This window comes from Paenibacillus sp. Root52 (genome assembly GCF_001426865.1).
GTDB lineage: Bacteria > Bacillota > Bacilli > Paenibacillales > Paenibacillaceae > Paenibacillus.
On the sequence record NZ_LMFO01000023.1, the window covers coordinates 221,233 to 243,779 of the forward strand.

At 45.8% G+C, this 22,547-nt stretch carries 22 protein-coding genes; 2 read left to right on the forward strand and 20 right to left on the reverse strand.

Annotation, left to right across the window (positions count from 1 at the left end):
* Positions 1–30: 30 nt before the first annotated feature.
* The 10 genes from ASD24_RS18595 to ASD24_RS18640 form a co-directional block, all read right to left on the reverse strand.
* Complete coding sequence (locus ASD24_RS18595) at positions 31–579, reverse strand: histidine phosphatase family protein (RefSeq protein WP_056698754.1); 549 nt, start codon at positions 577–579, stop codon at positions 31–33.
* Positions 580–603: 24 nt separating this feature from the next.
* Positions 604–1,494, reverse strand: a complete 891-nt coding sequence (gene murI / locus ASD24_RS18600) for a glutamate racemase (RefSeq protein ID WP_235540663.1) — start codon at positions 1,492–1,494, stop codon at positions 604–606.
* Positions 1,495–1,610: 116 nt separating this feature from the next.
* Positions 1,611–2,084, reverse strand: coding sequence for a GNAT family N-acetyltransferase (locus ASD24_RS18605; protein ID WP_162248957.1), 474 nt, complete (start codon positions 2,082–2,084; stop codon positions 1,611–1,613).
* A gap of 86 nt (positions 2,085–2,170) precedes the next feature.
* Positions 2,171–2,827: a GNAT family N-acetyltransferase gene (locus ASD24_RS18610; protein WP_327205247.1), complete on the reverse strand. Its 657-nt coding sequence runs from the start codon at positions 2,825–2,827 to the stop codon at positions 2,171–2,173.
* Between the two features lie 93 nt (positions 2,828–2,920).
* Positions 2,921–3,781 carry an SDR family oxidoreductase gene (locus tag ASD24_RS18615; protein ID WP_056698759.1) on the reverse strand — a complete coding sequence of 287 codons (861 nt, stop codon included), beginning with the start codon at positions 3,779–3,781 and terminating at the stop codon, positions 2,921–2,923.
* A 187-nt stretch (positions 3,782–3,968) separates the two neighbouring features.
* Positions 3,969–4,859 carry a TIGR01777 family oxidoreductase gene (locus ASD24_RS18620; protein ID WP_056698763.1) on the reverse strand — a complete coding sequence of 297 codons (891 nt, stop codon included), beginning with the start codon at positions 4,857–4,859 and terminating at the stop codon, positions 3,969–3,971.
* 50 nt (positions 4,860–4,909) lie between these two features.
* Positions 4,910–5,431 carry a hypothetical protein gene (locus ASD24_RS18625; protein WP_056698766.1) on the reverse strand — a complete coding sequence of 174 codons (522 nt, stop codon included), beginning with the start codon at positions 5,429–5,431 and terminating at the stop codon, positions 4,910–4,912.
* Positions 5,432–5,474: 43 nt separating this feature from the next.
* Entirely contained in the window at positions 5,475–6,032 is a 558-nt protein-coding gene (locus ASD24_RS18630; RefSeq protein ID WP_056698770.1) for a DJ-1/PfpI family protein, read from the reverse strand.
* 117 nt (positions 6,033–6,149) lie between these two features.
* Entirely contained in the window at positions 6,150–6,890 is a 741-nt protein-coding gene (locus tag ASD24_RS18635; protein ID WP_056698772.1) for a YdcF family protein, read from the reverse strand.
* Positions 6,887–7,405, reverse strand: coding sequence for a nucleotidyltransferase family protein (locus tag ASD24_RS18640; RefSeq protein WP_235540665.1), 519 nt, complete (start codon positions 7,403–7,405; stop codon positions 6,887–6,889). Before ASD24_RS18640 ends, ASD24_RS18635 begins: the two co-directional genes overlap by 4 nt.
* 379 nt (positions 7,406–7,784) lie before the next feature.
* Here ASD24_RS18640 and ASD24_RS18645 point away from each other — a divergent pair, with 379 nt between their 5' ends.
* Complete coding sequence (locus ASD24_RS18645; protein WP_235540667.1) at positions 7,785–8,321, forward strand: TetR/AcrR family transcriptional regulator; 537 nt, start codon at positions 7,785–7,787, stop codon at positions 8,319–8,321.
* Positions 8,322–8,406: 85 nt separating this feature from the next.
* Positions 8,407–9,513 carry an MFS transporter gene (locus ASD24_RS18650; RefSeq protein ID WP_056698778.1) on the forward strand — a complete coding sequence of 369 codons (1,107 nt, stop codon included), beginning with the start codon at positions 8,407–8,409 and terminating at the stop codon, positions 9,511–9,513.
* Between the two features lie 20 nt (positions 9,514–9,533).
* On the opposite strand, the gene ASD24_RS18655 is transcribed toward ASD24_RS18650, so the two are convergent.
* The 10 genes from ASD24_RS18655 to ASD24_RS18700 all read right to left on the reverse strand — a co-directional run bounded on the left by ASD24_RS18655 (position 9,534) and on the right by ASD24_RS18700 (position 22,419).
* Entirely contained in the window at positions 9,534–10,139 is a 606-nt protein-coding gene (locus tag ASD24_RS18655) for a DUF1349 domain-containing protein (RefSeq protein ID WP_056698781.1), read from the reverse strand.
* A gap of 188 nt (positions 10,140–10,327) precedes the next feature.
* Positions 10,328–10,921: a hypothetical protein gene (locus ASD24_RS18660; protein WP_056698784.1), complete on the reverse strand. Its 594-nt coding sequence runs from the start codon at positions 10,919–10,921 to the stop codon at positions 10,328–10,330.
* Positions 10,922–11,012: 91 nt separating this feature from the next.
* The gene (locus ASD24_RS18665) at positions 11,013–12,023 is read right to left on the reverse strand and encodes a carbohydrate ABC transporter permease (protein WP_082560458.1); all 1,011 of its coding nucleotides are present in this window, start codon (positions 12,021–12,023) and stop codon (positions 11,013–11,015) included.
* Positions 12,024–12,061: 38 nt separating this feature from the next.
* Entirely contained in the window at positions 12,062–12,961 is a 900-nt protein-coding gene (locus ASD24_RS18670; protein WP_056698787.1) for a carbohydrate ABC transporter permease, read from the reverse strand.
* On the reverse strand, positions 12,958–15,543 hold the full coding sequence (locus tag ASD24_RS18675; protein ID WP_056698789.1) for a DUF5696 domain-containing protein: 2,586 nt from the start codon (positions 15,541–15,543) through the stop codon (positions 12,958–12,960). The genes ASD24_RS18670 and ASD24_RS18675 overlap by 4 nt, the downstream gene beginning before the upstream one ends.
* A 14-nt stretch (positions 15,544–15,557) precedes the next feature.
* Complete coding sequence (locus ASD24_RS18680; protein WP_056698791.1) at positions 15,558–16,178, reverse strand: Yip1 family protein; 621 nt, start codon at positions 16,176–16,178, stop codon at positions 15,558–15,560.
* A complete protein-coding gene (locus tag ASD24_RS18685) occupies positions 16,159–17,625 on the reverse strand; it encodes an NHL repeat-containing protein (RefSeq protein WP_056698795.1) in 1,467 nt (488 codons plus the stop codon). Before ASD24_RS18685 ends, ASD24_RS18680 begins: the two co-directional genes overlap by 20 nt.
* An 11-nt stretch (positions 17,626–17,636) precedes the next feature.
* Positions 17,637–18,500: a carbohydrate ABC transporter permease gene (locus ASD24_RS18690; RefSeq protein WP_056698799.1), complete on the reverse strand. Its 864-nt coding sequence runs from the start codon at positions 18,498–18,500 to the stop codon at positions 17,637–17,639.
* Between the two features lie 4 nt (positions 18,501–18,504).
* Positions 18,505–19,416: a carbohydrate ABC transporter permease gene (locus ASD24_RS18695; protein WP_056699913.1), complete on the reverse strand. Its 912-nt coding sequence runs from the start codon at positions 19,414–19,416 to the stop codon at positions 18,505–18,507.
* A gap of 75 nt (positions 19,417–19,491) precedes the next feature.
* Positions 19,492–22,419 carry an extracellular solute-binding protein gene (locus tag ASD24_RS18700; protein ID WP_056698800.1) on the reverse strand — a complete coding sequence of 976 codons (2,928 nt, stop codon included), beginning with the start codon at positions 22,417–22,419 and terminating at the stop codon, positions 19,492–19,494.
* Positions 22,420–22,547: the final 128 nt, after the last annotated feature.

Below are 22,547 nucleotides of genomic sequence, written 5' to 3' on the forward strand. Positions count from 1 at the left end.
GAGGTTAGCTATAGCACTCTTTTTTGTTGTTCAATCCGTCCAGAATCGACGAATCGAAGGAGTTAACCCATCCGCTGTCCGCTCTAACACATATACGTCTGGATTCGTGAGGGATCTCCACGCTTCAAATCCGAAGGATGAATCGTACTGGCGGATGATCAAGGATAACAAATTCCCATGAGTCACCACTGCGGCGCTTGATTCAGATCGGTTCCACAACTCTTCCAATACATTCATGCCACGTGCCGTTGCCGTGCGAGAAGACTCTCCCCCTTCTTCCGTCCAATCTTCATCCGTGTATGTGCGTCTTAATGAATCCATCCAGTGTTCCAGATGCAGGGTGCTTAACACCCTTTCCTGAAGACGTTCATCTGTATGTACCTGCTGGGATAAGGCTACGCTAAGCGGCATCGCCGTCTGTAGCGCCCGTTTCCAAGGACTTGAAACAATATAGGTTATCGAGTGTTGTGCAAACACCCTTGCAAGCTTCTCAGCTTGTTGCAATCCTTCTAATGTAAGTTCAGACTCGGGTTCCTGTCCCGTCGCTTGGGCATGTCGAATGAGATAAATGGACTTCATATCTGACCCTCCTGTTATACGAGATCACAAGTTGCTCATTTGAAGGTACTGTAAGGCATGTTTCATATTGTCCAGATCTTCCGATTTCCCAGAGGAACTGAGAAAAGTAATCTGATCTTCTGTCCACACCCCGTGTTGCTCAGACAGTCCAAGGAGCTGTTGCAGGCGATTAACGGTGCCCATACTTCCATCAATAATTCGCACATGTGCTGGGAGAACCTTGCGAAGCATGGCGGTATAATATGGATAATGTGTGCAACCAAGCACCACGGTTCCATACATGTTCAGATCTAGATCCGCCATTTTCATCCGGAAATAATCGGTGATCTTATCCTCATCAAAATCCAATTGCTCGCACCACTCTACAAGTTCAGGAAGTGGGATGGAATCCACGGTGTTATGGTCATCTACGCGAGATACCAACTCATTATATTTAGCTTGGCTCAGGGTCAATGCCGTGGCAAAAACAAGCACTCTTTTTCCACTCTCACGATTCATCTCCACTGCTGGCTTCACCGCCGGCTCCATGCCGATGACCGGAATGTCGATTCGGGCACGCAACTCCTTCACTGACAGGCTGGTTGCTGTATTGCAAGCAATGACGATGGCTTTTACATTTTCGCGCAGGATCGCTTCTACAGCATCATAAATGTGTCCTCTTACCTCATCCGCAGTTTTGGGGCCGTAGGGAACATGTAATGTATCTGCGTAATATATAAACTGTTCTTCAGGAAATTGCTGCAATGCTCGATGTAACACCGTTAAACCACCAATGCCTGAGTCAAAAAATGCAATTTTCTTGTTCAAAGGTTTCACCTCTATAACGTATTCTTTCAGGTTCCATGGAACCCGGTATTCCTGCTCATGATGACTGGAGGTGAGGTATGTTGATTCTTCCTTCATTTTATACTGCATGAGCTAGTCTTTGCCACTCTTCCAATGCTCCGCCGTATGTTCTTCTCTATGCTGCTCGTTACTTGCCTATGCAACGCTCCATTGCTTCAGAGCGTGTCCTCCCTTACCCCAACAACCTAGGTCAGGGGAAGCACCCACTTCTCCTCCGTAAGCTCCTGTCCCGATAAGAACTGCCGCTTCGTTTCCGCCACATGAAAACCAAAGGATTGATATAGTCTGCGTGCTCCTGTTAAATCTTGATTAGTCCATAATAGGATCGAGGCATAGTCTTGTTCTCTAGCAAACTGGATAGCATGCTCAACAAGCTGACGACCCCAGCCTTCATTGCGAGCATCAGGTTCAATGAGAAACCAACGCAATTGAGCGGTGTGTTCATTCAATTCAACGAGCCCAATGCAACCTGTGGCAACTCCGTCCAGATCAACAATCCAGATCATTTCCTTCTTGGGACGACAAGTACGACTGAACTCCCGAACAGATTCCTCAATGAAAATAGCAAAGCTATGATCATAATTATACTCATTTCGATAGATACGGATATGAGCTTCAATGACATATTGTAAGTCCTTTTGTTCAAAAGTTCGGATCATCGCCAATGACACACCTCTGTTCTGTTCACATAAGACATGTATAAGACCCAGATCGAGCATACCTGCATATCCATCTATTCTCCCAATCATTTTCCATTATACGGTATATTCTTACGAGATACGAATTGAGATTGCGTAATGACGAATGAGCATTCTGTAGCAACAAACTCGACTACCTGCTTTTGATTCGTATAAAAGTATGTCATATGAGCTTCATCATATCCCTGACCGTACACTTCCAAGGCATTTTTTTCGATTCCGTATGTCTCAAAGCCGGCTTGCTCATATAAACGCTTTGCTGATTCGTTCGTTGTAACGACACATAGATTAATTTGTTTCAATCCCTCTAGCTGTCTTCCTCGCTCCAGCACTTCCTGAAGTAGACGAGAAGCCACTCCAAGCCCACGATAGGCAGGAGACACATAGACTCCCCAGATCATACCTTTGTGCCTTAACTTTAGCCCATATTCTCGCTTGAACCCCATCATGCCTGCAAGAGAACCATCTTGTGCGTATGCTCCAAGAATGTAATCATCCGGCTCATTATGTATGCGGTCTTGCACCTCAGTCATGGGGAGCTGTACTGAAATTTCAAACGAAGCACCGAACGCTTCAGGATGATTTTTGAGAGCTTCTAACCGAAAAGACCAGTAGTGCTCTGCATCTTCACGTACAATATTGCGAATCGAAATAGATTCGTTGAGGGAATCTTTGCGCATACCTTTCACTCCTTGCAGTTTCATAGGTTCATATATTAATAACCTTGCATGATATATACCGCACAACAATCAATACTAAAAAGATTCAAGGATAGGCTAGCTGTCCATCCTTTATTTTTATTTCAATCCACGGGCAATAATCCGCTCGAACCACTTCCAAGGCAATAGAGCCTTACCGATAATTAGTAAACGAGAACCTTTGCCGAGCGCATAGCGAAGTCGTGGGGAGCGCATCTGTCCAATCCGAACGATTAGGTCAGCCACTTCTTGCGGATCAGGCGCAGTTTCGCCTGTACGACGGGAATACCGGAGCACTGCATCCAGCTGCTTGTTGTAAGGCGACTGCTCCTGCTGACGAATCTCACCTAGGCCCTTATTCCAGATAGGGGTACGATAAGCGCCGGGCTCTACCAATACAGCCTTTATACCAAATGGAGCCATCTCATGGCGTAAGCTTTCTGTGAAACCTTCCACGGCAAACTTAGAGGTAGCATAAGGTGCATATCCCGGAAAGCCCGATAGTCCACTAACGCTGGAAAGATTAATAATGAATCCACTTTTTTGCTTACGCATCACTGGCAGAACAGCGCGTGTTACCTCAATAAGTCCAAACAGATTGGTCTCCATTTGCCTACGCCAATCCGCCATGGGTACTTCCTCAATAAATCCTCCGACCGCAAAGCCTGCATTATTCACCAACATATCAATACGGTGATCATGCCGCAGGATCTCATCCATCGCCTCCGTAACTGAATGGGGATCAGTGACGTCCAAGCGTATGTATCGTATTTGATCCGAGATTCCCGCTTCTGCGGCTAACCTCACCAGCGCTTCCTTACGACTGAGATCACGCATCGTTGCTACAACCAGATAACCTCGTTTCGCCAAACTAATCGCTGTCAGCATCCCAAATCCACTAGATGTGCCGGTTATTAAGACCACCGGTGCATTGTCCGTCTTCCTTTTTCCATTCGTCAATAAATTCACCTTCTTTCTCACTCCGTTTACCAAGCAATCTCTACGTTCTCTATACCTCATGCCAAGACATGCAAATAGAATAACAGAAGGACAGTCGCCGCTGCCCTTCTCATCGTGTTGCTGTATGGGTAAGTTACATCTATTCTTCAGAACAACCTTTCTTCCTGAGGCTGAATAGCCGTATAGATTAATTCTTCTGCTTCAGGATCTCAGCGAGCGCTGTATCCAGTGTATTATATGTGAATACGAAGCCTTCATGCTCTAATCTCGCGGGAATGACCCAACGACTTTTGAGCACGAGTTCTGTCTCCGTTCGAATGATACGAGCACCGAATTCTAACATCCAGCGCGGTGAAGAGAGTCCCCATCCCACACCCATTTGTTGTCTCAGTGCTGCCATCAATTGACGATTGGTAACAGGATGAGGTGAGGAGGCGTTGAATACACCTTCCAACTGAGGATGCTCCTGTAAATAGATCACCATCCGAAACAGATCCTCGATATGAATCCAACTAAACTGCTGCCTTCCAGAACCCTGAGAACCACCTAACCTAAAACGAACCAGATTCGTTAAAGGCTCCATGACCCCGCCGTTCCCCAGCACAATGGCAATTCGTAGTGCAATCTGCCGGGTAGAAGGCAAACTGAATTCAAAAAAAGCTTGCTCCCATGCTGTAGCTACATCTACCGAGAAGCCTGTACCGATCTCCCCGTCCTGTTCCGTCATAGGTCGATCTTCAGCATGTCGATATATGGTAGCTGTGCTTGAGTTAATCCATAGTTTAGGAGGGTTGTTACAAGCCAAGACACTCTCCCCAAGGATACGCGTGGTTTGTGTGCGGGATTCCAGAATGATCCTGCGGTTTTCTTCTGTGTACCTACAGTTCACAGATTTACCAGCCAGATTAATTAATAACTCGGCACCTTCCAGCGCTTGAATGATGGCTTCTCGATCCTCCCAGGCTATATGACCAGACTGGCGTGAGATAATACCCACCTCATAACCTAGCTGCTGAAACCGCCTAGCAAAATCCTGACCTACAAATCCAGTTCCACCTGCCAAAACGACCTTATTCATTCCATCCCCTCATTTCCATTTGGGTGCTAGTTTCATAATCTAATGAACTTTTATTTTGCTCCCATAGCAGCATACAATCGATCACGCTCTTGCATCGCCCAATCATTGGAAGGATTCTGCTCCAATTGATATCGTAGCTCATCATAAAAATCATGGATCATGAACCCATCCGGCAACGCCCCGAGCATAGCTTCAAAATGATACTCTGGTAAAGTTCGACCCCCCTCAGCGATCTGCTTCAACCAGTTCATCCACATTGCCAGTGTCAGCACTTCTTCCTGCCACAACTCAGCCTGTAACCCTAGTGCATCCTGAAACTGTTCGTATGTCGAGTTATCCGGATATTGACGGCAAGCCTGTACAGCTAGTTCATACAGCTCAATTACTGCAGGACGAGCACTCGGCTGCAGCGTAATCTCCAAGCCATTTACAAAATCATGAACTTGAATGATCTGTCCGTCATCATATAATAATGGCGCCTGTGCCAGTATGCGTACGATCTCTTCCATCTCGTTTGTTGTGATCTGCTTCTGTTCGTATAAAGAAGCTAATTTAAATGCAGTAATGATCATTCACTCCTATATCTCGTTCTTCTATATAACGCCACATATTATATCATGGTTTAGCTTTGAAATATTTGAACACTTCAATCGTTTCTTCCAGATCCTCCGTGCTTGAATAGATATTCATGGCCTTACCAATCTCAATACCAAAATCAACATAAGCATTGGCCTTAGCCGTTATAATATGCCCATCTACGACAACGTTGGTATTCATATACACACCTTGGATAGTGATGTCTCTCATCTGTGCCTCTGCGTTAGTCGTAAAGGATTTATCCTCCAGAATTTGCGCTTGACCAAGCAATAAGGTTCCTGAACAGATGGCTGCAATTGGAGTCATTTGTCCATTCAGTATGCGAAGCCAGTTCATCAATTCTTTTCGCTTAAGCAGTGAGGTCACATCCCCTCCTGGGATGATTAACAGTTCCACCGTAGACGGATCAACCTGATTCATTATTAGATCTGGATTGACGGATAACCCCTCATACGAACGAAAAGCCCCTTCATCCAAGGCCACTGTAATCACGTCACCCTGGGTTTTCATAAAATAACTGGCTAACATAATTTCAAACGAAACATAACCTTCAAACAACAAGATGTGTGTCTTCATTGTATCCGATTCCTTTCTTTCTCCATGTCCTTCCAACTATATCCTATTGTACTACATATTTCTGTTCTTATAATAAAAACAGCCACAGAGCGCATTTGGCACTCCATGGCTGTAAATCTAAATCAACGCCTTGATCACGGCTAGATATTCACGAATCATATAGATCGGTTTGAGGTGTACTGGCGATGAAGCTGAGATACCATATTCGGCAGAGTATCCACTTTTAACCGCCAAATACTTCGCACGGAACATATGATAATCACTCGTTACAATCATGATCTCAGGGTTCATCACCCCAGCTTGATCTATTATTTCCTTAGAGAAAACTAAGTTCTCTCTTGTCGATGTAGAGCGATCCTCCATGATAATTCGGTTAGCGTTAATCCCTTGAGTCAACAGATATGTTTTCATGGCAAGGGCTTCTGTGATGTCTTCTCCTGGCCCCTGACCTCCGGAAACGATGACGGGAATCTGCGGATGAGCTTGAATATAATCTAGGCTGGCATCCAATCGTTGTTTGAGCGTAAGCGACAGCTCTGTACCTTTAATACCCGATCCTAATATGATGACATAATCCGCTTCTTCCTGATCATTTGCCCCCAATTGGGTAAATACAAGAGCTTCGATAATGATAAATGAAACCGCTACAATGCCTAATCCAGACAGGATAATACGTTTCAGCACAACATGTTTCTCATAATTAATACGCCGTAATACCATAAATGCCACACTGATCGCACCAAAAAACGTGACTGCAAAATTCCTACCCCAGATTATTAGAAAAATAACTAAACACACGAGTAAAATAATATCAATGATGAGGCCTTTCTCTCGTAAAAATGTTGTGATCTTCCTCATGCTTCTCCTCCCTGTGCGATGATTATGTTGAGCTTAGGCCATCGTTGTTGCCAGCATTTCTTCTCTACCCGCTGATTATAATAATCTGCATCCATGAAGAACGGGCTTTTACGTACGATCAACCGATACAGATCCTCCAGCCCATGTGGAGCACAGATGCGAATATTATCTTGCTCATCAACCTGTACACCTATAGCCGTAACGATCTCAGGCCAATGCCGGAGGGCATCCTCTGTCGACTTATAGGGCTTGGCATGATTACGCAGATGCATCCTCGCCTGATTTTTCACAGACCATTTGGGATTTCCAGTAACCTGTTGAAGCTCTTTTTCCAGCATCGTATCCCGATCTTCGCTTATATCTTCTGCATCATAATAGACCACATCAATATCGTCATGTAGTTCACGATGATCGTATCCATGCAGTTCATCCCAAATATAGTTACGGACATATCCTGCTCCGATGTAGCACTGCGGCAGATGAAGACTGCGGGCATGCTGTAAATCTTGCATCATTATCTTATTATGTTTAACGGACTGAATGCATCTCTCTTCATGCAGGATATGAACCCTCTCCTTGCTTCCCTGAATCTACTCTTTTAATGCCTTACACAATCACTTCACTCAAAAACATTCATTTTCACTATACCATGTTTATATATGCTCAATAAAATAGACAAGTTTCTCAATGCATTGATCCAAAATTCAATTTCATACGTAAGATCTCATATACCACTATTTATAATATTTTTAAAATTAGGAGACTCACTATTAGCAACTATGGCGGAGAATAAAGATATCCTGATATATTAACACAAATTGACAATTCAAATGGATGGATATAACATACCAGATATAATGATCGTTCTATCTTTTAGTGGAAGGAGTATGATTGATGATGAGCAGCAAAAAGGAAATGCTATTAAATGTAGCTGAAAAGTTGTTCTATCTCCATGGATTTCATGCCATCGGCTTAAAGCGGATTATTACAGATGCGGAAATCGCGATTATGACACTATACAACCACTTCGAATCCAAGGATGATCTCATTGTCGAAGTCCTACTGCGACGGGAGCAGCGCTATCTCGAACAACTGCGGCAATATGCGGACAACCAATCGAAGCCCATCTTCCTTAATTTAGCTGAAGGACATGCACGCTGGCTCATGGAACATGAGAACAGAGGATGTTTGTTTTTGCGTGCTAAGGAAGAGTTTGGAGGAGCCGCCGATCATGTGATCGTACAAACGGTAAATGCACATAAAAAACATGTAATGACCCTGATCAAAAAATTAAATCCCTCGCTGAGTGACCGAGAGCTGTTGCAGTTTATCCTGCTGCTGGAGGGCTCGACTGCACTTGCCGAAACAGAAGATGTACATAATGTCTGCAGAGAACTGATTCACATGACGGAAAAAAGTTTCAAATCCTAGTACACAGGGTGAGTTAGTAATTCAACTCACTTTTTTATTTCGCAAGAAATATAATGATCGTTCTATCTAAAAGGCGGTGAATCAATTGAAAAAAATCATTTTCCCAGGCATTGCACTTATCGCTGTTTGTTACGCCTTTGGGCGTTTCAGTTATGGGCTGTTTATGCCGGAAATTTCAGAAGCGCTGCAATTAAACGATGCCGCTTCGGGTGCGATTAACTCAGGAACCTACATTGCATACTGTCTGTCCCTTCTGACTGCTCCATTAATCATTAATCACAGAGGCCATCATTATGTTCTTCAATTGGCTGGAATCAGTGCCGTGCTTGGATTAATAGGCATTGCTCTATCTCAGAATGCATGGGTGCTTGCATTCAGCGTCTTTCTCGCTGGTCTAAGCACAGGCTGGGCTTCCCCTGCTCTCGGTAATACCGTTAATGCCGAACTTGCACCTCATTTGCAGGCGAGAGGCAACAGTTGGATCAATACAGGAACCAGCTTCGGAATTGTTGTCTCTGGCCCGCTCTATTGGCTGTTGACCGATTACTGGCGTTTAACCTACATTATATTTGCCGCGATCGGCATTATCGTTCTGTTATGGAATAGACGTGTCATCCCAGCGACCAAAACACTCCCTTGCACCAAATCGATCTGGGCATGTATGAAGCCAACCCGGCCCGGTGCTGCGTTACTCATGGCTTGTCTGTTAACAGGTTTTAGTTCTGCAATCTATTGGACGTTTGCCCGAAACTTCCTTACAGACGAAAAAGGAGCCTCCGATTCGGAAGCTGTCCTTTTCTGGATCGTTATGGGGGTAATGGGCATACTCGGTGGATGTGCCGGACGCATTATTGAACGCATTGAAATTCGCCGGTCTTACCGACTAGGGATTCTGCTCTTGTCCCTCTCACTTGGGGTTATCCTACTGCCTTCGATGACTGCTAGTCTGACTTCAGCGATCATGTTTGGCAGCACATATATATTCCTAACTAGTGTATTTATCGTTTGGGCAACAAGACTCTTCACTCCAAATGTATCCATTGGGATTAGCCTTGCCTTCCTCGCGCTCGGAGTTGGACAATTCTTAGGCTCTTCCATGGCGGGATACACCATTGAAATGTTCTCCAATACAATTGCGTTTCTAACTTTCGCTGTACTGGGTTTGTTCGGATTATTGATTCGAGTGAAATAGCTTATAGACACAGATATCCGTCACTTCACACGGCGAATATCTGTGTCTACACCATACTGAAGCTGTACCTCTGTAAATGTTGACATGCTTCCCTGTCCGACAGGAGATTGGGCGACAATACCCACCTTAATCTCTTCAGGACATTCCATGCCAAAATATCGAACCAGCTTCCACTTCTCGCCATCCTGTGAGTAATGGAACGCAAAGCTGTTACCCGAGCGAGCAATGCGCAAATATGGCTTGTTCACGTCTACAGGGGATGATACGCAATCATCGGAATCCCCTCGTGTCACAACACTCAGAATAGAAGGCTGACCTTCGAAAAATTCAAAACATACTTTAGCCCAGTGTACATCATCTGCCATAAGCATCAGACATCCCGAATCATACTGTTCTCTCATATCCACCTCTATTCTTGCAACAATACTGAAATCACCCTTAATCACTGTATGTAAGTATGGCGCAGAAGCTTTTACCGCAGCACCTGCTGGATCAATGAAAAAATCACTTACCGGTGGAACGGTAATCGTGACTTCTCCATCCTGAATAAACCACTCTGCTGGCTCATTCAACCATTGCAAATTGGAGGATAACGTTTGACCTGAACATTGCTCAAATAGATTCATGAATTTTAACCCCTCTAGTAATTGGATTAGGAAAGCTCGTTTCTCTATCGTATTCGTTAAACAACCGGACTTATCCTGTATAGGAGCTGAACGAAAGAATGATTTATTTTACAGCCATTCCCTATGACTCTATATAAGTACGTGTTCTACTTATTTGGCTGAATCTCATCTTCGACGCTGAGATGCCGTTAGGTATCCTTCGTATTCAAAAGCGGACTTTTGGAACAACCTATATAGGGCTCGATTATGCGCTTATCCCATACCTGAACTTCAATGTAGCGCTCTGGGCCAAGATTGCCCTGACGATTCCACTCCTGCGGCCATCCATATCGATGAATAACGTCCACAATTTCGCTTTTAGTAAACACCTGTTTGCGATATGGTTTACCGTCCGTATATCTCATCGTTGGGAACAGATCTCCGTAGGTGAAACTGACATAAGCCTCATTCAGATATTCCCACGGAATACGAACACACGCCGATTCCATATACCAAGATTCAAGCCAATTACATGCTCCTAATGTCATATAGTGAGGAAACGTATGCATGGGCTTTCCCCCTTTGGCGACAAATTGCTCGTACGCCTTCATTTCAAGCTCTCTACGAATCATCATATAATCATCTGAACGTTTGCTGGCAAAGCTCAATCCTTCTTGTCGAAGCTGATTGCTAATCTCCTCTGCTTCCTGCTCAGGTAGACTGGAAAGATTACGAAATGGTCCAACCCTTTTATCAAAATAATGATAGGCGTTAAAATCGGTCTTGCCACTCTCGCACAACATATGTCCCCCCTTTTCATCTAAGATTAGGTTAGATACCAGCATAACAAACAACAGACCCAAGTTCTTATCGAAGAACTTGAGTCTTGCTGTGTTAACCAACGATTCCAGAACGCTCGATACTCTCAACGAAATACCGCTGTACAAACAAATACAAAATAATTAACGGTGCAATAGCGAGCAAAATGCCTGTGTCTACAATCATCGCAACATAGTTCGGGTCTGCCTTCATACCTGAGTTGGAACCAAAGCCCATCAGTTGCGGAATCAATTGGTTCGCCTGTGCAGGTAATGAAGCGACCTTAAGTGAGATAAGTGGGCTCTCACTCATGAACAATGCCGAGTAGAATGTATCGTTATACTGCCATACAAATGAAAACAGAATAACTGTAATCAGCGGTGATATGGCATTGGGTAACATAATTCTAGCAAATGTTCGAAATCCACCCGCACCGTCGATCAATGCGGCTTCTTCGATCTCTTTAGGCATGCCTTTGAAGAACTGACGGAAAATATAAATGAACAAACCTGCCTTTAACCCTCCCGCAGTTGCTGCTGTAATAATGGACGGCCAGTACGTATTGAGCAAATTAATCCCATCTCGCCCGGTAAACAGATGAATAATACCCATAAAGTCAAAGCTACGGAAGTGCAGATACATCGGCACCATCAAAGTGCTGGTCGGCACCAAAATCGTAAGAATGACGAGTACAAATAACACATTACTACCCGGAAAAGAAAAACGTGCAAACCCATATCCAGCAAGAGCACAAGATATTGCCGTGAGTATGGTGGTGATGGTTACAAATAAGAGCGTGTTCGCAAGCAAAGGCAGGTAATCCATTACCTGCGCCGCAAGCTTAATATTATCCAACGTGAAATGCTGCGGAATCATATAGATCGTTGGATTATAAATATCCTGCTTATCCTTGAACGTAACCGAAATTTTGAGAAACAATGGATATAGGATAATAAACGAAATTCCAATTACTAGTGCATATCGGAAGATGGAATAGAGCAGGTCCGATGTTTTGTTCCGCACCCTATGCATATGATAGTTTTCTTTGGGGACGACTACCATGCGATCTGTTCCGGACGCAGCCATAGTCTAATGCCTCCTTCAGGCGTAATCTAAACGGTCTGTTAGTTATAGTGAACGCGCCGGGACAACACCCAGCCGACAACAACCAGCACGAGTCCAATGACGATCGTGTATAGCCAGGACATCGCCGAGCTGAGACCGAAGTTTTGGGTTTTGAATGCCGTCTGATAAATAGCCTCCGTGACCGGACTTCCAGCAAATGAATCGATAATGGTATAGATGACATTCGTCAGAATCAGCGGGCTGACCATGGGGAATGTAATTTTCCAGAACGACTCATAAGCTGTCGCGCCTTCAATCTTGGCTACCTCGTACATTGAACCAGGCACAGACTGCAGTGCGGCAAGAAAGATCAGAATCTGCACACCTGAACTGCTGACGATCTCGTAAATACGCATAATAGCTTCCACAATATAGTCAACATAAGCCATAGGCAATCCCACATCAGAGAGCATGCGCACAATAGATACAACGTTAAAGGACGCGCCTCCGTCCACTGACGAATCGACAGCAGAGACATCCCCCATCATATTAATCAACCCCGCAGACTCAGCCGCTGCTACTGCACTTGAAGCCAGAATGACGGGAAGAAAGAAAATTGCACGTGCCATCGTTCTCCCCTTAAACTTCTGGTTCAATAATGTCGCCGTGAACAAACTAAAGAAGAGTATCATCGGGACATTCAGCAACATCGCGCCGACCGAATCTAACAAAATACGGTTAAAGGTTGCATCGACTAGGATCGCATCCTTGAAGTTCTTCAACCCAACGAAATCCAGTACATATCCTCCAGGGGCAACCGATAAATTACTCAAACTGAACCGAATCGATTGCAGCAACGGTGTTACGAAGAGAAAGATGAAGCCTAGCAGCCATGGTGAGATAAAGGCAAGGCCAAGCAACGCTCTCCGTGATTTTAGCGATAATCGAATCGTTCTCATCGGTTAACTCCTTTCAGCGCGTAATCCGCCGCACCCACAACGATGTTATCCACCGAAACCGGCTCTGAGGTATAGTTAACGAGGATCTGTGCACCACCACTGTAATTGACCTGCACAACCCCGTCCTGTATCCGCTTATGATCTACGATCGTTTGGGTTCTCAAACCACGGAGTACTTCATTTGCTTCTTGATATAACTCTACAGCTTCATCCACCCAGTACGCATAGTCCGTAGCATACGCCGAATCGTAGTTCGTCAGCTTCAGGAGCGATGATGGCTCATAGGTCCATTGAAATTGCGGTGCTGCTCCGAGCTCCAGACTACGCAGCAATTGTTTGCGCAAATCTTGATCTCCTGACGTATTCATAGGTGAACCTGCATAGTCTTTGTATCCATGAATAACCATCTCGTAAAACGGTACTTCCTCATCCGTGATATTAAACCGGCTTGAGCCTCCCGGCACATCCACAATATGCTGCGCGTAGCCCCAGGCATATGCATTAGCTGATGAAAGCATCATATTCGGGTAAGCCTGCTGTAACTTTTCAAGCTGTTCTTGCACAATATTCTTCGCCGTCTCCCTATGAATGACACGACTATCCCGATAATCCGAGCTTAGTACCTGACCGAGATCACGCAGGGATAACCCTTGTAGCTCCAACTTGCCTACCTTCTCAGCGAACTCACTGACTACATATGGAAGCTTGGCTGCCGAGAGCAGATAGTGGTAGTCTTTGCTCTGATCCATTCGGTTCAAGGCAGGATTGTAAGGATACTGCTGAGCGGTCTCCTTGGTGACAAAACGCGCCGCATCTGCGGAAGGTGCAAAACGAGAATCGTTGTGATAGATATGCTGAAAAGCCACATCCGGGAACAACGCACCACCTGATTCACGCAATTGCTCAGAGAGCTGCTTCAACTCCGATGAACTCCCCACTTCCGAATCCAGCTTCACTCGTGTTGGTGTATGATGACTGAATCCCCCACCAAACCATCCCTGATATCGCATTTGCACGTGTTTCAGACCCTTTTGCTGAAGCTCTTCTGCAATGGTGCCCGCTTGCTCGTAAGTGGTCATCGCTAATGTAGTACGATAAGGTACCCCTAGGAAAGAAGCCCTTTTGTCCACCGCACCAAGCACGTTCACATAGAAAGGAATATCCTCTTGATCCACCAATGGTTTCAATACATCTTGATTCATTAGCTGTTGCTGATATAACCTCGCCATCCCGGAATAACTGGCATCATTCCCTTGAAGGAATTGATAGCGCACTTGAATATCTCCGCGAAACGGTTCTTCACTAAGTAACTGAATCTCCTGCATTTTCTGCGACGTATACATCTCCAATTCATCCTCACCGCGTAAGGAGAAGCTGCTATATACGTGGTTGTAGCTATTCTGTCTGCCACCGATATCTGCGGCAATGCTAGCCATCGCATCACCCTTCTCAATGATGGCAAACCAAGCACGATCACCGCTCTTCAGTCCAAAGACAGGCATATGAGCAGACTCACTCACTTGCGGCCGACTAAGAGAATTATCGTTGGGATCCATACCGTAGACACGTTGTACATACTGCTCTTCCTTAATCTTCCCATTGTTCAGATGGATCAGGCTGCCCGAACCATCAGGTACAAACATATATCCCTCTTCTTCAGCATCGGCAGCTCCAAAATAAGCAAGCAGATCAATATTACGAATACGGTATTGCCCACTCTCTTTTACCTGACTCAGCGGTACAGTTACAAGAAGTGTTCCTTCCTCTAACCGATACTCCACAGGAATTTCAAAACTAGGCTTCTCCGACGTGCCTCCACCCTCGACACCATTCTCCTGATTGTCATAGGCTAGATCTTCTTCACTGTATCCTGCGGTCTCAAATGCATCCAACATCTTGTTCAGAACAAGCTGTTTAGAAATCTGTCCATCCAATCTTTCCAGCACATCTGGATTCGCTTGGCTTGGGTAATAGCGGGCAGATGTATACCGCGCTGCGGTTTCATCCAGCTTGGAGAGAACCTTTTCTTCCAGCCGCTGTTTACTGATCAGTTTAGGCAACGCATTAATGCCAAGCGAAGTATCCCCAAGGGTATAGTTCACGCGGATTCCCTGTTCAATATTGGATGCGACAAATTGTTTGTTACTAATACTGGAGCTAAAATTAGGATAATTCTCCAACGTACCGATTGCATCACGGAAGGAAACGTTGAGCTGAGAGGACAACACCTCTTTCTCATATCCCGAGGCCAGACCATCCTCATTTCGCGCTTCCGGATTGCTGTACCAGATCTGTCCGCTATTTCCGTTACGAACCGCAATTTCGGTCGTCTCTTCATTGTAGTAGAGCGCAAGACCCGTGTCCTCGGCCACTAGCTTCATACCCGGCACGCTCTCAGATGCGTCTGTCAAGAAACGAAGTGCCTCCACCTCGGTTGGCTGCGCTTCTGTTGTTGTCTGGGCATAAGCTGCAACTTCAACAGCAGGAATGCCCCGGTTATTGATATACAACAGCCCGGCTGCAATGATCACCACAGCTACACCGCCGGCCAGCACCGTGTATAGTCGTTGCTTTTTGTTCACCGATGCCGCCTCCTTTACGTCCGAAAAATCAATTCGCGATAGATGTTGTAGCCAAATTCGAATAATTGCTGAAGCATGCTAAACACTAGCGCTCCAAGGAAAATGATGATCCCCATAACAATAACGGTCAGCACCATCGTAATAATAGTTTTGATAACAGTGTACTGATGAACCGTCATTGTACCGATGAACAACAAGAGCACAAACCAGATAAAAGCTATCGTCGTCAGCAGATAATAAAAAGCTGTTTCTTCTTGAACCATAAACCGACTAATCACAATCATCGGTGCATAAATCAAAATAAGCGGGATGAGCGAGTAACCTGTCGCAAGTACAATTTCCTTGAACTTGCCTTCACCCTCCATTAGGGTTGTGATGGCCCAATTGGCTGTACACCAGAGAAAGAACGGTACAACAATCGTTAAGATCTCTTGAATACTGTTCAGTGTCCGCGGATCCGAATAATTGACGAGAAAACCTGCGTACTGTTTTTGCAAAATCATAATGATAATCGTCAGCACGAGTGCACTAAAAGCAACAGCTAACCTACCCCGGTTATCTGACTTCAGATCCCAGAATGCATCAATGGGGTGAAAAATGAGGTGCAACGGAAACTTAATGTAATCCTGCTTCACGATCGATCTGCCTCCTCCGTTTCCATTTAACCGCCAATCGAACAAGGATCAGAACAAAGACCGCCACAATAGCAACCGTTAGAAATGTGCCAAAATTCTCTTTCATGACCTCTCTCCGATGTCGTTTGAATGCGACAGAATAACTCTTGCGATCCATGCCCAGCTCGAAGTAACCAAGAGCCTCTTCGTTTTTCTTCTCCATCAGCAATGACTTACCGATGCCGATATAAGCGATATCATAGTTAGCGTTCAGCTTAAGCACCTCTTTCCAGAGATGCACCGCCTCCGTGTCCTCGCCCTGATAGTGCAGAGCAACAGCCTGATTCACCGTCGATCCGAATCGCGTAGGCTCATAGACTACTAAATTGCTTTTGCCTCGATCTAGCACTAACGAATGATCACCGGATTGCTCAATCGCAACAGGAGTCTTAAGTGTACCGACCTGGTTACCTTTGCCCCCGTAGATATACAGCAGATGGCCTTCATCGTCATAGGTGAACACTCGGTTCTGCGTTGCATCCAGTACACTGTACATGCCGTTACCTAACACTTTTACATCAATTAACTTGGATGGCCCGGTACTATTTCGGAATCGGATGTCCCCTTTGACATCGTAGTAACCGAATCGTTTGAGAACATCCTCGCCCGACGGATTTAACCTCTTGATCGGTTCATTCGAACCTGGATCAATGTTGGTGGCGTATACGAATCCCTTATGGTCGATATCTGCATTCGAGAACTCGGTTGGTACAAAGAGAACCATCTGAGCCCGTTGAGCTTTAGTTGACAACATGCGCCATATATATTCGCCATAATCCCGTTCAACCTTGTTTGTTCCTACATAACCAATGAATTGACCGTTCTCATCAAATTGCATAATGCCCTCATATACACCCTGTGCCACAACGTATACCCGGCCCACACGATCCACGGTCAGCTTCAAAGGCTGAAACTGAAAATCAGTCGCCAAAATGTCCGATTCTGGCTTCGTAATGGTATGTACCAGGTTTCCTTCTGCATCTAACACAACGACGCGACTGTTGCCGGTATCTGCAATGTAAATCTGTTCCTCTTCGTCTACAAATAGTCCGCTTGGAACGCTAAATGCCTCCTTGCTGCCATCCAGCATAAAACCTTCAATAACGCGTAACAGCTTGTAGTTTGCGTCCATGACGACGATGCGGCTGTTACCACTGTCCAAAATATAGATCTGACCGGATGAAGAGACGTTGATATCACCAGGATCTTTGAATTCGCCAATCCCCAGATCGCTGCCTGAAATGGTCCGCTCAGGCAGGTAAGCATCCGGTGAAGGAACCGCTTCTTTCCAGTAGTTGTAGTTATAACTGTCATACGGCGCCGGGGAGGCTGCCGCAGGCATGGCATTCACCAGCAACAGGGATACTGCCGCCAGAAGACTTAGCCACCTTTTCACTGTGCGTGCCATATCGTTCCCCCTTAATCCTTCATGCCTGAGCTTGCCATCGTCTCAATGATGCGGCTCTGTGAGAAAATAAACAGCGTAATTGGCACACTCATCAAGATCAATGCAACTGCTGCACCTGCTCCGGCACGGGAAATTCCGCCTTGAATGATCTGCCCTGCAGCATAATGCAAGGTCTTCAATTGCTCACTATAGATATATCCATTACCATCGCTTCCCCACAGCATCTGGAATAACAGAATAATCAAAGTAAGCCACGCTGGCTTCACATTCGGCATGACGATCGACCAGAAAATGCGATACTCACTCGCGCCATCAATCTTAGCTGCTTCCAGCAATGCATCCGGAATCTGTTCCATGAATTGCTTCATGAGATACAGACCCAGCGAATAGGCAAACGCCGGAATGATAACAGCCCAATACGTATCGATCCATCCTAACCATGACATGATCATATAGTTCGGGATTGCCGTCACGGCAGGAGTAAACATCAGGGAAAGTACAACCACCTGAAACATGAATACTTTGCCCGGAAACTTGTGTTTGGCAAGTGGGTAAGCTGCCGCAGAAGCCAGCAGCACGTGACCCACGATGCCGATTCCTGTAATAAATAACGTGTTGAAAATATAACGTGAGAATGGAACCCATGAATCGCTAAGCAGGTTCAGCAAATCGGTGAAGTTGCTTAACGTTGGGTTTTTAACAAATAGGGTCGGTGGAAAAGTAAAGATCTCATCCAGTGGCTTGAACGCATTATTGATCGCATAGATGAGCGGCAGCACCATGAACGCTCCGAACACCAGTAGAAGGGCAAACAGGGAGATGCTTCCGGATAATGAGCGGTTCACCCGCTTTTTGGCTGTTGTAATGGCGGCCATATCGTTACTCTCCCACCCTTCTCAGAAGTTTCTGTACCAGCAAGTTCGTGCCTACCATAATCATAAAGAGCACTGTCGCTATGGCTGAGGCATACCCCATCTCAAACCGCGTGGTACCAAAATCAATCAAATGTGTAACAACCGTCTCAGCAGCATAGTTAACACTCGGGAAGCCTGCAAGCGCAATGGATACGTCCGCTACAGCGAAGGAGGTCGTTAATTGAATAACTGCACCAAACATCAGCTGTGGCCGCATCGAAGGCAGCGTAATGTACCATAACTCCTGCCAACGGTTCTTGATTCCATCTACAGCCCCTGCTTCATACAACGTCCGATCTACCGTCTGCAGACCTGCGATAAACGCGAGAAATCCTGTTCCTAGACTGAGCCACAATTGCACTAGAATGAGGATCGGCATAATGTAGGCTTCGGTCTTCAACCATTGGATCGGCTCGAGTAGAAATCCCCATTTAATTAAGAGACCGTTCGCAATCCCGTACCGATCTCCCGAGAAGATCATCAGCCAGATAAAATAGACATTGCCCGAAATAGAGGGCGCGTAGAAAATCAACGTCATAAACGCTCTCCATTTCGGAGTCAACTCATTAATAATCCAGGCAAACACGAAACAAGCAATATAACTGATCGGCCCTGTAATAATGGCAAACAGTAACGTATTTTTGATCGCAATGAGAAATACGTCATCTTCCAGAAATAAGCGCGTATAGTTTTGCCAGCCAATAAATTTCGGAAATTCCAGCATGTTAAAATAGGTGAAACTCAATATGATTGAGATGACAACGGGAATCACGGTGAACATGATGAACAGGATCATATAAGGAGCGAGCAGCACATAGGAATGTTTGCTGGCCTTCATTTCCTGGAGCTTCCAGCTCCACCATGATTTCATGCCCATCGTTGGCTTTTTCTCAGGAGGACTGTTTTGTCCGTCTCGGAGTGATATTTGTGACACTGTTAACCCTCCCTCTGCTTACGGAAGACCAAATTCATTACGCTTGATCCGAATCTCGTCCTGAATATACTGGGTGTAGTCCATAATGGATTCCCTTGCTTCCACCTGACCTACGACAGTTTTGTAAAACGCATTAAACAGATGGCGTCCTGTAAAGTAACCGCCGGGCACTTCAGGAATACCTTTCACCGTTTCGAATTGCGCCTTCAAATTAGCGTAATCCTCAGCAGGCCATGGAAGTGAATCCAAAGCTTTTATATTCGCAGTCGGATAACGTGCAGCGGCTCCCATTAAACCTTCCATCTCACGTCCGAATTCCGCTTGAATCGGTGTACTGGTCCACCATTTCATAAATTCCCATGCGGCCTCTTGATCCTTCGCACTCTGTAACATCATGACCGCAGTACCACCGCCTGGCACATCACGATTCAGTGTTCCATCATCCTGAACGGTTCCCGGCACAGGCACGAATCCCCACAGTCCACGAATCTCAGGTGCAAAGACAGATAGCTGGTTATACATGGTGTAATCCGTTAAACCAATCGGCATCTGACCGGTACGGAATCGATTGGCAAAATCGTATTCTCGTTCCAGCTTGTAATCGGTGTAGAACTCCGTCCATTTCTTGAACGTCTCAATTCCGATGCGAGAATCCAGATCCGATTCCTTATCGTTATTTCGATAGAATGCACCGCCATTTTGCAACAGCATCGTTGCGTATTGTGAGTTCGGCGGAATATTGACACCTTGCATGTTCGCCTGTGTTACAATCGGCATGCCAAATTCCATATGATTTTTGCTCAGGATCGCAAGTAAGCTCTCCACATCATCCCACGTCTGAGGCACCTCAAGACCGAGCTCAGCAAGCACATCTTTACGATAGAACAACATATTGAACGTCTGCGTTTCGGGGAGTGCATACACACCAGAATCATAGGCATATGGAACGATCGCACTTTCCCTAAACTCCTGTTCCACCGCGTCATAATCACTAAACTGTGTCAGATCCATTGCCGAATTCCGCATCGCAAAGTTCACAGGCAGGTCATTACCAATCTGCATCGCAATGTCTGGCCCTTCGCCTGATAACGTCGCTGGCAGCAACGTTCCCATATTCACTAGCTTCAGATTGACATTGATGCCGCTCTCAGGTGTGAACGTCTCATCAATCATTGCTTTCATCGTGTTCGCTTGATCTCGCCCACTACCGATCCAGACAGTAACTGTCCGCTGATCCTCTGATGTAGCAACGTTTCCGATCTGGTTATAATCGATGAAAAATGAATTGTAGAACGTTTTCGCTTCATGCCCGATCTTGGCCATTGGCCCCATACCTGATTCAGGAATGTTGCGATTTAGCGAGGTAACGTAGAGTGCGTCAATCTCCAGTGGCTGTTCTCTCGCTTGCTGCACCCATGTACCGAGTCCACCTGTATTCGTTTTGTAAGCAGCGAGTCTTCTCGGAATGGTATCCGGCTTCTCAATCATCTCATCGAGCTGCTGCGCCATCGTTTTGATCAGCGCTTCCTGATCACTCGATTGACCGGATAAGATGCGAAGCTGAGCAGCCACTTCACGTAAGCGTTCACTCTCACCACTGAACACTTCCAGCAGATTCGGAATCTGCTTCTCCACCCGATAATCCCTGAACTCATCAGGCTTGGTACCTGTGATCATCAGAATCCGCCGGTACATGGAATTCAGATTGTACAAGCTATCCTCTACATTGCGGATAAGTGGTGCGAAGTCCCCCAGGCTGTTCTCCAGCCGAATGACATGTTTGCCCTTTTCCAGCAAGAACTTATAAGGTTCATCTCCACCCATCACATCTACACGATAATCGCTCTGATACCGAAAGGGAGCTTTCATCATTTCGGCAAATGGAACCTCGCCATCAATGGTCAGCTTACGAGTGGAATAGATCCCTTTCACAAAATTTTGCTGCGCCGTAAATCCGATATGATAAAGTCCATCCTCCGGCACATCCACTTCCCATTCAATCCATTGTCCGGGCAAACGCCAGTTATAGCCGCCAATCGTATTGATTCGTACCTGGGAGGCGCTGTAAGGAGACACTGCTGAACTTGATCTTTCGCTAGTTGGATATAACGTTGGAGAAGACTTGGCAACGGCTGCCTCCCCTTCTATGCGAATGAGCACATCCTTCGGTTGTGGGAATGAATCGCTATTCTGTGCTTGTGCTATCTCCGAATACGGAGCTACCGATTGGTCATTGAACAGTCGTAACGAGCGTATAACCATCGGTTCTCGAGAAGATTTCAGCGTTAGCGTGTGCTTCCCTTTTTCCAAATAAAACTTGAATGGTGCTTGTTCGTAACCGTCCGAATCCTGAAATATCTCTTCGATCCAACGCGGTTTCTCCACCTGTTTAGGTCGAAGATCATTCCCTTGGTTATCCTGCTGAACCTCATCCTTCTCATTGCTCCATACCCGATCAAACTGCAAATAGGCGGCTTCCGCGAACGGAAGTTCACCATCAATGTACAGTGCACGCTCAATCGCGGAACTCTTGCCCTCTACAGGGAAATACGTTGCAGAAAGGTTGTACCATCCCGATTCTGGTACGCTGATCATCCAGTCGACCTCTCCGGTCTCACCCGTATGTAGCGATGTTCCTTCCAGGCCCTCGTAATGATCGAGTGTCTGCACCTCGTCGCCACTGGCTCGTGTATACTCCCCAGCTTCAATCGTAATATCCACATTCGGCCGAGCAGCTTCGCCTACTTTAGACAAATATTGCTCATACCCCTTCTTCTGCCTTGTCTGCTGCAAGATAGCATCCACTTCAATGGCCGGCAAACCGCCGGGTGGAACATCCGCACTTTCCGCATCTGTCCCCGATGTGAAATAAAAAATCACCCCGGCTGCTGCGATGACCATTACGGCAGGCAGGATCCATTTCTTTCGTTGTAGAATTCCAGCCATCCTACGAGTCCTCCTCATCAAGGCTGATGCCAGCGTTCCTTTTTTTGGAATTTAGGAAGAGGGGTACTCCTGCATCTTAGATACGAGGTACCCCTACCAAGGATGTGTCTGAAAACTCACTGAAGTGC